This is a genomic window from Shigella sp. FC1661, from assembly GCF_001712525.1.
Lineage (GTDB): Bacteria > Pseudomonadota > Gammaproteobacteria > Enterobacterales > Enterobacteriaceae > Escherichia > Escherichia coli.
Window position 1 is genome coordinate 1 of sequence record NZ_MDGW01000031.1, and the last position, 11,635, is coordinate 11,635.

8 protein-coding genes and 3 pseudogenes are annotated in these 11,635 nt (G+C 55.2%); 4 read left to right on the forward strand and 7 right to left on the reverse strand.

What is annotated here, in order from left to right; genetic code table 11:
• Nucleotides 1–351: pseudogene (locus BFF42_RS02525) on the forward strand (IS1-like element IS1B family transposase); the annotation flags it as partial.
• A 10-nt stretch (nucleotides 352–361) separates the two neighbouring features.
• On the opposite strand, the gene hha reads toward BFF42_RS02525, so the two are convergent.
• The 6 genes and pseudogenes from hha to traI all read right to left on the reverse strand — a co-directional run bounded on the left by hha (nucleotide 362) and on the right by traI (nucleotide 8,316).
• Nucleotides 362–568: a hemolysin expression modulator Hha gene (gene hha, locus BFF42_RS02530; protein ID WP_012421743.1), complete on the reverse strand. Its 207-nt coding sequence runs from the start codon at nucleotides 566–568 to the stop codon at nucleotides 362–364.
• Nucleotides 569–634: 66 nt separating this feature from the next.
• Complete coding sequence (locus BFF42_RS02535) at nucleotides 635–1,075, reverse strand: thermonuclease family protein (RefSeq protein ID WP_001233864.1); 441 nt, start codon at nucleotides 1,073–1,075, stop codon at nucleotides 635–637.
• A gap of 243 nt (nucleotides 1,076–1,318) precedes the next feature.
• Complete coding sequence (locus BFF42_RS02545) at nucleotides 1,319–1,531, reverse strand: ANR family transcriptional regulator (protein WP_011379083.1); 213 nt, start codon at nucleotides 1,529–1,531, stop codon at nucleotides 1,319–1,321.
• 130 nt (nucleotides 1,532–1,661) lie between these two features.
• Nucleotides 1,662–2,222 carry a fertility inhibition protein FinO gene (locus tag BFF42_RS02550; RefSeq protein WP_005056178.1) on the reverse strand — a complete coding sequence of 187 codons (561 nt, stop codon included), beginning with the start codon at nucleotides 2,220–2,222 and terminating at the stop codon, nucleotides 1,662–1,664.
• 54 nt (nucleotides 2,223–2,276) lie between these two features.
• Complete coding sequence (traX, locus tag BFF42_RS02555; RefSeq protein ID WP_000205722.1) at nucleotides 2,277–3,023, reverse strand: conjugal transfer pilus acetylase TraX; 747 nt, start codon at nucleotides 3,021–3,023, stop codon at nucleotides 2,277–2,279.
• Between the two features lie 19 nt (nucleotides 3,024–3,042).
• Nucleotides 3,043–8,316: pseudogene (gene traI / locus BFF42_RS02560) on the reverse strand (conjugative transfer relaxase/helicase TraI).
• Between the two features lie 81 nt (nucleotides 8,317–8,397).
• Between traI and vapB the strand changes: the two are divergent.
• Nucleotides 8,398–8,625, forward strand: coding sequence for a toxin-antitoxin system antitoxin VapB (vapB, locus tag BFF42_RS02570; RefSeq protein ID WP_000450530.1), 228 nt, complete (start codon nucleotides 8,398–8,400; stop codon nucleotides 8,623–8,625).
• Complete coding sequence (gene vapC, locus BFF42_RS02575; protein WP_000911319.1) at nucleotides 8,625–9,023, forward strand: type II toxin-antitoxin system tRNA(fMet)-specific endonuclease VapC; 399 nt, start codon at nucleotides 8,625–8,627, stop codon at nucleotides 9,021–9,023. Before vapB ends, vapC begins: the two co-directional genes overlap by 1 nt.
• Before the next feature lie 8 nt (nucleotides 9,024–9,031).
• Here vapC and traD read toward each other — a convergent pair.
• A pseudogene (gene traD / locus BFF42_RS02580) lies at nucleotides 9,032–11,229 on the reverse strand (type IV conjugative transfer system coupling protein TraD).
• 247 nt (nucleotides 11,230–11,476) lie between these two features.
• On the opposite strand from traD, the gene BFF42_RS02585 reads away from it, so the two are divergent.
• The coding region (locus BFF42_RS02585) for an IS1 family transposase (protein ID WP_032277379.1) at nucleotides 11,477–11,635 on the forward strand (159 nt) is incomplete at its 3' end.

Consider the following 11,635-nt stretch of genomic DNA (forward strand, 5'->3'; position numbering starts at 1 on the left):
GCTAAATCGCGCCAGCGCTGGCTGTTTTACGCGTATGACAGGCTCCGGAAGACGGTTGTTGCGCACGTATTCGGTGAACGCACTATGGCGACGCTGGGGCGTCTTATGAGCTTGCTGTCACCCTTTGACGTGGTGATATGGATGACGGATGGCTGGCCACTGTATGAATCCCGCCTGAAGGGAAAGCTGCACGTAATCAGCAAGCGATATACGCAGCGAATTGAGCGGCATAACCTGAATCTGAGGCAGCACCTGGCACGGCTGGGACGGAAGTCGCTGTCGTTCTCAAAATCGGTGGAGCTGCATGACAAAGTCATCGGGCATTATCTGAACATAAAACACTATCAATAAGTTGGAGTCATTACCCATATTTCCATATCTCTTTTGGTATCCTGTCATATAACTTTCCGGTGATTAATTCCGCTAGCCGGTGGTCTGCTGCTGAATTAAATGATTCACGTTCTCTGTTTGATAAACTGTCTCTGTTTTTATGAATAATTTTTTCCAGCGTATTGACTGATGAACATCGCCGTAACTGATACAGCCATTCCTGTTTTGTTTTTGCCATTTTTATTCCCGCTGAGAACAGATGAATGATAGGATTGCCATCGCTTTATTTACGGTGCCTCCATATCTAGGGGGGAACCGGATCAGCATCTGACCAGAGCCCACGTTTTTGTTGTCTGGCTTCGTTCTGAAGGACAGGTAGCACGGGATCTGTGTTGTACTGCTCATATACCCAGGCAGCCCCGGCCCGGACCATAAACTGATTAATATTCATTCCGTCTGGTGCATAAACCTGCCCGAGAATACGACCATAACGATCTCGCTGAAAATATGTGACGGTAACCGTTTTTCCTGCGACCAGTGATTTCATCATGTCTGTTGACCACCGGCCATAATCCTGTTTCTTTTCCGGTGCATCAATATTTACCAGCCTGATCCGCACCGCCTTCAGTGAGTCCATGACCTCGATGGTATCACCGTCCAGTACACGAACAACCCGTCCATGAATATCTGCAGACAATACCGGCCATGAAAAGATAAATAATACCAGTGGAATATATTTCCTCATGTTATTCTCCATATCAGATAAATGGCACCTGTATTTCAGCCCCCCTGAATAGTGCAGCACACATTGAATAACACCTTATTTTGTGAAATTAATCACAAAATATAAAAAATCGACTTAATGCGGAAAAGACTCTGTGCTACTCAGAACTGTCCGGTCATACTGCCCGACCGGATATTAAGAAGCAAATCTCATAAACTCCTTTCAGCCTTCTGACTCCTGGAGTAATGAAGGCTGCTTTTTTCGTTACCCCCTTCCCCGGCAGCGCCGGTGGCAGTGTTCAGCCCTTTTCCGGGCAAACTGCTGCCAGTCTGTCCTAGGCGCAACACAGGCAGCCCGTCGCCATGCTTCTGCCGCTTCCATCCAGCGTCCACTGACTTCCAGAATAACGGCCCGCCCGCCGGCACGCTGGTAACGCCAGACCTGGCCGTTCCGTGAACTGTTTCTGAATCCATTCATTTTCTTGTCCCCCTTTAGTTGTCAGTATTATTGTGATAAATAATTCAGTGGACTGGCTTCCTTTCGGAAGCGGAAGTTATTTCCTTTTAAGCCTTATTTCCCTGCCTCCTCTCTCTGGGGGAGGCTTTTTTTATTTCTCATCAAGCACGGCCTGAAGTTCTGCCTTTATCCGGTTCTGGCGACGAATTTTCGCCAGACGCGCTCCCGCATACGCTTCCTCCTCCTGAGAAATATGCTCCGTCACATACCCTTCCGTGTCATACCGGCAGGCACCGGCTTTCATGGCACACAGATAGCTTTCTGAACGGGTGATGGCCTTCAGCGCCCTGCGCAGTTTTTTATGCGAGAGCGGGATATTCCGCTGCGCCACGTCTTCCAGTAACACGTCCCGGATACCGCAGGCCAGAAGCCGGGGCGTGTCACCGTCAAATAATCCCGGCCACCAGGGCTTCAGGGTATTCACAGCCTCATCCAGCGTGGGCAGGTTCAGATAAATGGACAGCGCCTGTCTGGCCTGCGCTTTTTTTGCCGCCAGCTCTGCTTCACGGGCCGCTTTCTCGGCCAGCTTCTGCTTTTTCACCTTCCACTTTGGTGGCGTGGTGACATTGATGATGGTTTTCCGGCTGCGGACAGTCGCTGTTCCCTCTGTCTTCCGCTTCAGTGTCAGTACCGGTCGCTTCTGCTCTGTCATGCTGTGTTCTGCCTCTGACGAATCATCCTCTTGCGGCCAAAGATACCACACCCGTCACAGCGCCAGAACGCCCAGCACAGCCAGATGACAGGCATAGAACGTCGGGAAAAAGTCTCCGGGCCAGAAACGGGGTAATGATTTTCCGGCACACAACACCAGACCAACGGTCAGCACCGTCATCACAAGACCGGCCACCGCCGCTGCATCACTGGTGGCAAGGTTAAGCGCCGGAATAACAGCCAGCAGGCAGGCGACCAGCGCCAGACGTTCCGCTCTGTCTTCCGCCCGGTACAGCCGGTTGCTGACTGCCAGCATCAGCAACCCGGCAATACCGTAACTGGTGCCGGACAAAGGCCCCCACAGGGCCATCAGGAGTATGGCCGCTGCTGTACGCCACCCACTGCGCGTTTCACACCACGTCAGCACCTGTGCCGCCACTGCAAAGGCAAACAGGATATTCCCCTCATACCAGGGAAAGCCTGCCAGATAATATGCGAACTGGGCAATAATTCCCCATCCCCACAGCCGGTTAATGGCCGGTTGCCGGATATGCGCATGACGGGACAGATTCAGCCCCCACACCAGGGCAAAAAGCGGAAAGGCTCCTCGCCCGGCCAGAAACATCCATTCCTGCTTCAGCTGGAATATCAGATTGATGTGGTCCAGTACCATCAGCACCAGTGCCACCGTTTTGATGATATCCCGCTGTCCGGGTGACCAGACCAGAAATGACTGCAACCAGGTATCGGTCCGTGCAGCCAGTGAATCGTTACGTGTCGTGTTCGTGTTATCCGTTGTCATCAGTGTTTGTCTTCCTGTATCAGTCTCCGCCCGGGGTTTTCTCTTTCTGCAGGTCACGAACCATATCCCGCTCCATCTGCTGCAGACGCTCCTGCAGCAAATTTTCCCGGGCAACTTCCCAGACCGCTTCCCGCACCCGTTGTGGTTCACGCAGTACACTCTCCGGCAGCGCGGCTTCCCGTTCAGTTATGGCAGCCCGGTCACGCTCCTGCCCGGCAATTTCCCTGACAGCCTGCTCTGTTTTGCCGTCCGGCAGGTCAGGTTTGTTCTCTGCCATTTTACGGACAATTTCATCTGCGCGACGTTCCGTTTCACGGCGGATGGCCTCTTCAGCCTGCCGCTGTGCCAGTACCTCTGCCGTGACCGGTTCGCCATTTCCGGCTCCCGGCTGGACGCTGTTGTCCGGGATATCCCCCCACACGCGGCCACCGGTGATGGCACCGGGATTCCACGGACGGCCTTCACCGGCGATTCTTACCACCACACCACTGTCAGGATTATCACGGGCAATCCGGACGCCATCCTGCATATTATCAGCCAGCAGGCTTTCTCCGTTACGGCTGCCCTGCAGGGCCACGAACTGCGCATCCCCGCTACCTTTTACCCGACCTTCACCGCTGAATCCCCGCAGCCCGTTTCCGTCATCCGTGGTCAGCGGGTTCAGCCAGATACCGGCGGACTTGCCGTTACGGTCAAACGCCGGCAGTGCCACATACGGTTGCGGATATTTACGTCCCGGAGCAATAAACCGTGCAGGACTGTCTCCCCCGGCCAGCCCCGCCTGACGGAGAACGGCACGGCCTGCCGCCACGTCCCGCAGCTCCCGCGCCGTACTGAACAGCCGCTCTGCATTCATGACCTCCCGGTCCGGTTTCGGCTCAAACACATCGTGGGCAGTTCCTTTCTGTACGGCATTGTTGATGGCATCCGTCCAGCCCTGACGGTTATCGGTGTACACCTGCACATGCTGCTTCATACGCGACAGGGCCACGTAGGCTGACTCAAAGCCGGCCATCAGTTTCCGGTTACCTTCCGTGCCTTCAAGCGCGATGGCAAAGGTTTCACTCGCCCCCTGTGCACCATGGGCGGTGATGGCATAGGCCAGGTCAATATGTTGCTCTGCCCGCTCCTGACCGGGGCGAATCACACGGGTCTGCTGACCGTCAGAAAGTGTGACACTGTCACCGGAAACCGCTGTCACCGTCCAGACGCTGTTGGCCACATAACCGCGCTCCCGGTCACTCTTCGTGAAGCGTATCCTGTCACCGGTCCCCACCCGGATGGTGTCCGGGGTGTACAGCGTGACGCCTTCAGCCACCGCCTCCCGGGGCGAAATCAGCCGCGTGTTACCTTCCGCATCCTGCAGGGTTATCAGCCCGTCATCCTTGCTGATACCGGCAATCCGGTGATACACATTATCCACCAGGGCAAGGGCATCCGGGTTATTCTCCCAGGTGGAGAGACGACGCAGCTCCCCGTCGCGTATATTCGCTGTGTTCAGGACAGGCACCATGACCTGCACCTGCCCCAGTTCTCCGGCCTTTTCCCGTGCATCATGAATCATGCTGTTCAGTACGCGCCGGTCCTCATTCAGGTGCGTGACAATCAGCGTCTGCTCCCGTGCTTCCGGTGTCCTGCCGGTATAGTCGCGGACAATGGCTGCATACAGTGTCATGGGGACATCCGGAAAAGCCTCGCCTTTCAGCATCGCCTTCTGCTGCGCTTCTGCCAGTTTCGCTTCCTAGCTGTGACTGAACTCCGTCACGGAGTGCTCCGGTGCCCATGCGCCCTCCAGACGTGGCACCTGAGACGGTTTCACACGCTCAAGCCCGGACAGCGCCCTTTCCACATCCCGGTTAATCAGGCTGTATACCGCCTCCCGCAGTTCCGGCGTCTGACGCACAATCTCCTTCATGATGACCACATCGGCAGCACTGCGCGTCTGCTGGAGACGGAAAGGCTGACCGGGCGCGATGGCCTGCAGCTGGTCCGTGTCACCGCTGGCCACAGCCCGACCGCCACCGGCCGCAATCAGGGCATATGCCCGTGCCATGTCGGTATTGCCCACCATTGAGCTCTCATCGAGCAGGAACAGCGTGTTGCTGAAATCCGGTATTTCTCCGCTGCGCTGCTGCAGCTGCGTGTCATGCAGAAAGGACGCCAGTGTCTGTGCATCCACGCCGGCGCTGCGCATCTCCCCGACCGCACGGTGTGTGGGCCCCAGCCCCACGACACGGGGACGTTCACTCTCCGGCAGCATGTTCACGGCTGACATCACCGCCCGGAACTGTGTGGTCTTACCCACACCGGCATAGCCCTGCACCACCGTGAAACGGTCGGACGTTTCCAGTATCATACGGGTGGCGGCGCGCTGTCCTGATGTCAGTTTCTCCATGAGTTCGCCAGGTACTCTCTCCATCAGCGGCGTGACCGCTTCCTTACCTTCGAGAATATGGCGAAGAATGCTCTTTTCTGCCTCATACGACGCACGGGAAACCAGCAGGCCTGTGCCATAGCCTTTTGCCACATCCACATACAGTAAATCACCCCGTTTTATCTGCGCATTGATTTCCCCTCCCAGGTCAGCAAAACCGGTTCCTTCTGCAGCAAACGACTTCGCCTCTGTCAGCAGGTCCACCATGCTGAAGGCCAGGTTTTTACTTTCCAGCACAGGAAGGGCCAGATGAATGGCCTGCTGTGCCGGCGTGTGAAGCCCGGCTTTCTGCAGACTGATAGCGGTTTCCAGCAATGTCTCACCGGCACGCGCCTTTATCTGCTCAGAAACCACCGTAAAGGAGGGATGGCGGGCAAGTTTTTCCGCAGTACGGGTTTCATCCAGTGAGGAATACAGCCGGACATCACGACCACTGCGGGCCAGACCGTTCAGGGTGGCATTGTCCATTGCCATCTGTGTGACGGAGGCAAAAACCGTCGCACTGTCGCTGACGGAATGCCCGGGCGTTTCCACCCAGCCGTTCTCCAGCTTCAGTGCCGTGAACGGTGAATCGCTCACAGGCAGGGTGGCCGGTTCAGCCCGTCCCGGCACAACAACCGTCATCGCATCTTCACTGACGGATGCCACCTGCAGGCGGTCACCGCCGGAGACGCGGAGTCCGGGAATTTTCCCTGTCACCCTCAGACGCTCACCGTCTGCCACCGGCATTTTTTCCGGCCGGAACAGCGACCAGCTGCTGTCCAGGGAAGAAATACGCACCACCTGCGTTTCGCCCTGCGCATTCCGCAGGGTCAGGCTGTGACTCTGCGCCGTCACACGTTCTGTCACATAGCGGTCATGACTGCGTGTCTCCGGGTTCCACTGCTCCATCACCATTCCCGGGCGGTACATATCCCGCAGATAACGGCTCCGGCTGTCCAGCCAGACCGGTGACAGGGCGGTCATGGTTACCTCCGGGTGTCCGAGCACGCCCTGTGTTTTCAGCTCACTGCGAATGGCCTGTGTCAGTATGGCCTGTTCCCGTACTCCGCTGACCTGTGCCACGCTCTCTTCTCCGGCTTTCACGCTGGCCGCAAAATCTCCGGCCAGCCGGGCATAGCGGACATAACGGTCCGGTTCACTGATGATGGTGGCCGGTCGCTGTTCTCCCCCCTGCCAGCGATATGTGTTCACCCCGGCATCCTTCATGGCCATCAGTGCACTGCCTGTACCGGTTCGCTGCCCGCTGTCAGTTATCAGGACCTGTACGTTATGACGTGCGGCACCATCCAGCAGGGTTAACGTCTCTTTCAGGGAGAGTTTTTCGCCCTGGTCGACGATAACGGTACTGCCCGGCGTGAAGGCCATGCCTTCCAGCAACTGACGACGTCCGGTTATCAGTTCACCGGACAGCCGTTCATCCTGCTTCAGGTTCATCTGCGAGCGACGGTCAGCAGCGATAATCTGCACCTCCCGCCCCTGCTCCCGGGCCATCATGACCAGTTCAGCCACCCGCTCACGATGCCCGGCTGCACCGCCCTGCCCGGACACAATGGCCAGCGACGGACGGTCCTGTGCCAGAACACTGACGGCATCGCTGTAACCGGCCGTCCGGGGGACACTTTTCTCCGGATGTACGGTCACCCGGTTCTGTTTCATGATGTCACGACTGAGTGCCCGGACTGACAGCTCATCGAGCATATGAATCCCGGACGTGAACAGCCCCTTCTCACGATCGAGGGGGATAAGCTGCTCACGGCTGATGGCCTCATCGATACCGGCGCGTGCCCGTTCAATCACACCATTTTCCGGCGGCAGTATGCCGACCGTCCTGGCCAGCAGGTCCGTATACATAAACTGCACTTTGCGTTCACTTAATCCGGCAATGGCCTGTGTCACCGCCTGCTGCACATCCGGCCCGTCCTGTGAAGCGGGTCCGGGTGTCTGCGTGCGGGTATATGCCCGTTGTTCCGCTGCGTCACGATATGCCCGGATGTCGAACCCGGTTTCCTTCAGCGTCTGCATCCACTCGGCCATTCTGACTTCAGGATCGACGTGCTGTTTGGATTTACGCGTATCCAGCGCCGCCACATCCCGGGATTTCAGCGAGGCGTCTTCCCCGACGGCCTCCCGGATAGTCTGTGAGCGTCCGGAAAAGGCCTCCACCGGTACACCCGGCATTTCCCACATACCGTGCTTACCGACCACTTCAGTTTCATAGCCCAGCGCCTCAACCTGCTCTTTCAGTTTTTCCCGGTAGAGCCTGCCAAAGGCAATCTGATTAGCGTACACATTCTCAATGAACCCCGTTTTCCCCACTTTGTCACTGCTCAGTGTCTTCCATTCGCCGTTATGCTGCGTAACATTAGTCACCACCGCATGCGTGTGTAACTGTGGTTCCTGATCGCGACTGGTGTCGTGGTTAAACAGTGCCATCACCAGATTACCGGTCAGCACCGTTTCTGACTGTCCGTCCGTCATCACCCGTGTGGAGGCCAGTGCCTCCACACGGGTGATGACGGACAGCAAAATCCACGGCCTGGTTATGTGCTTCAATAAGACGTTTGTCCCCCCCGAGCATGGCCATCATGGAGACACTTTTGGGAGCGGAGAAGGTCAGGTCGTAGCCGGGACGATGCCTGTTACTGCCATCCTGCATGCGGCTTAAATCCGCCCCGTCCGGCAGCCTGCCCTCCAGAAGGCGGGTAAAGACATCCTTATCGACACTGCCCTGCAGCCTTGTTCAGCCCCCTGGCCGGCCCAGCGTTCTCCCATGCTGCCCAGCACATAGTAATTATCCTTGTCGGTATAATAATTCCCGGCACTTCCGGCCGATCTGACCTGCGCGATACTCATCATAAACGTATATCCCTTTGACATATCCCGGTATCAATCCCACAATGGATATACACAAGACATATCCACATAAGGAGGCAAATAATGGAAACCACCGTATTTCTCAGCAACCGCAGCCAGGCGGTCAGACTGCCAAAAGCGGTTGCATTGCCGGAAAACGTAAAACGCGTTGAAGTGATTGCTGTCGGACGAACCAGAATCATTACGCCAGCCGGAGAGACATGGGACGAATGGTTCGACGGACACAGCGTCAGCGCCGATTTTATGGATAACAGGGAACAGCCCGGCATGCAGGAAAGGGAGTCATTCTGATGCTGAAGTTTATGCTCGATACCAACATCTGCATTTTTACGATAAAGAACAAACCCGCCAGCGTCAGGGAGCGTTTTAACCTGAACCAGGGGAGAATGTGTATCAGTTCGGTCACCCTGATGGAGCTGATATATGGTGCAGAAAAAAGCCAGATGCCTGAACGTAATCTCGCTGTGATCGAGGGATTTGTTTCCCGCATTGATGTTCTGGATTACGACGCTGCTGCAGCCACACACACCGTCCAGATAAGAGCAGAACTTGCCCGTCAGGGACGCCCTGTCGGGCCATTTGATCAAATGATCGCAGGTCATGCCCGCAGTCGGGGGCTGATTATTGTGACTAATAACACCCGGGAATTTGAACGTGTGGGCGGCCTGAGAACTGAAGACTGGAGCTGACCTGTTCATCAGAAATCATCTCCCGGCTCAACATCCTCCCCGCGTTCCCGGTGCACATTGATGTTCACCTCTTCACGACGCTGCATCTGCTGCCAGGTGTCCGGATGATTTTCCTGCTGCCATGCCTCATAAGCGGCCATATCCACCACTTCACCGGATTCACTGATCCCGGGTGGCAGTTGCTGTTCCATCTCTTCTTCCGGTTTCATTTTCAGCTCCTGCTCGATCCCCCCTGCCGGAACATTCACACCTGAATCTGACTTCTTATCGTTGATGACAGGAGACACCGGCTGTTGCGGCTGTTGCGGCTGTTGCGGCTGTTGCGGCTGTTGCGGCTGTTGCGGCTGTTCAGCCTGAGTCACGTCTTCTCCGGAAACAACCTCCGGGACATCCGGTTCGAAGAGGCTGGCCATCTGACGACCTTCTGCTTCCCTTGCGGCAAGTACGGCACTCAGACGGTTCTCCATTTCCGGGTTGATGTCACGCGGAATAAACTCCGGAGCGACCTTCGGTCGTTCCTGATATTTCAGTGAGAGTTTGACTGCCGGATACGGTCCGGGCAGGGTGACATAGCAGGTCAGATCCGGCAGGGACTGAATGTCGGAATAACTGACCAGCGTCTGGCGCTCCATATCCTTACCGGTCGATACCCCGTCACGTACCGGATCAGCACCGTAGGAATACTGTTCGCTGGCTTTCAGGTGCTCTTTCTCACCAATTTCACCGGCAGCGAACTCCGCAATCTTATGGCTGGGAGAACGGAAAAAGGCACGGGTGTTCATGACGTCAAACAGCGTGGCAGCCGCTTTCTCACCGTAGATATCTTCCAGCTGGGCATAGGACTGGATACCAAACACATAACAGCCACCGAACTTACGGGCTTCCGGCAGGATCTCCACCAGGTCCGGCAGTTTGTGTAATGTGGGTAACTCATCACAGAAGAACCACACACGACGATTACGGTTTTCTCCCATTGCCAGCAGACCACGAATGGCAATGGACAGCCACATGGAGATCACCGGCTTCAGGGAGGCATGAGTGTCGGCATTCGACGAGATAAACAGCCAGCCGTTTTTCTGATCCTCCCGGACACCACGCATCCAGTCACGGATGGTGAAGGGCTCACCGTTATGCTCAATCCCCTGCAGGTAACGGATGGCTTTCACATAGTTGGTCAGCACAGCACGGATGGATATGGCCGTTTTCTCGATTTTCTCTTCCACCAGGTTGGCCGCCGGTGAATTACGCAGGTAGGTACGCAGTTTTTCAATTTTGATGGAAAGCAGTGTGTCCACCAGTTTGCTGTAGCTGCGGTTGGGGTCATTACGCATCAGATACGCCGCTTCCGCAAAAATGGTACGTCCTGAACCCTGCCAGAACGGGTCCTCTTTTGTGCCCATCGGGATCAGAGTATTTGCGGTATTATCAAAATCCGGCTGTGTCAGGCACTCCTTCCACAAATCCCAGGCGGCACAGCGTGCATCCAGCGGATTCAGGATCTTATCGATGGAGGGATCATAGTAACTTTTAACAAATTCCCCTGAACGGTCATAAATCACCACCATATCACCACGCTGACGGGCGTAGTTGGCCAGACGACGGATAACCTCCGACTTACCGGCCCCGACCGTGCCGTGCAGACAGAAGTTCTGGATTTCGGAATCCCGGATAATCGGCAGATCGCCAATCCGGATATCGGAGTCCCTGCCGTCTTTTTTCAGCATCCGGGCAACGTCTTTCGGATTGTCTGTCAGTTGACGACCACCTGTGACTTCATTTTCGCTCTGTTGTTTACCCTGACGCCCCAGAATCCAGGAGACAACAAAGAAGGTAATCAGGCAAATAACCAGTGCCACAACTGTGGCCAGAACGAATGCAGACCATAACTGCTCACCGCACCAGATCATATATTTATCATGCAGTACCTGAGCAGCGTTCATCCGGAAGGTTTTGCCGTAATACTGAATCTCATATACCGGCTGAGACTTGATTAAATCCCGCATGCCTTCCAGCGTGGTACACCACCAGTAAATACAGCCATTCACAAACGTCTGCCAGCTTATTTTTACCCATAAAACCAGACCAACGAGTATCCAGAAAAAATAAACAGGCAGTAAAGCATAATATTGGCGATCTGGCTGAACATGCGGATACGCATGGACGCAATCTGACCGCCCTGGGTCATATCCTTTGCGTTAAAACTCATGATGATATTCCGAAGAAAGAAAGTCAGTCGGACTGATTATTAATGATGAAAAGATTAATAACCGTTAAATTCCGGCTTCGCCGGCAACACTTCACGGTCGCACAAAGAATTTGCACAACCGCTCAGTGTTTTCATATTTATTTCGGAAACGCCGGGGAGAAATAAAATTTATTTTATTTCTTTCCGGGGTTGGGTAATGCTGCCAACTTACTGATTTAGTGTATGATGGTGATTTTAAGGTGCTTGCGTGGCTTCCATTTCCATCAGATGTCCTTCCTGCTCCGCTACTGAAGGCGTGGTGCGTAACGGCAAAAGCACTGCCGGACATCAGCGCTATCTCTGCTCTCATTGCCGTAAAACATGGCAACTACAGTTCACTTACACCGCCTCTCAGCCCGGTACGCAC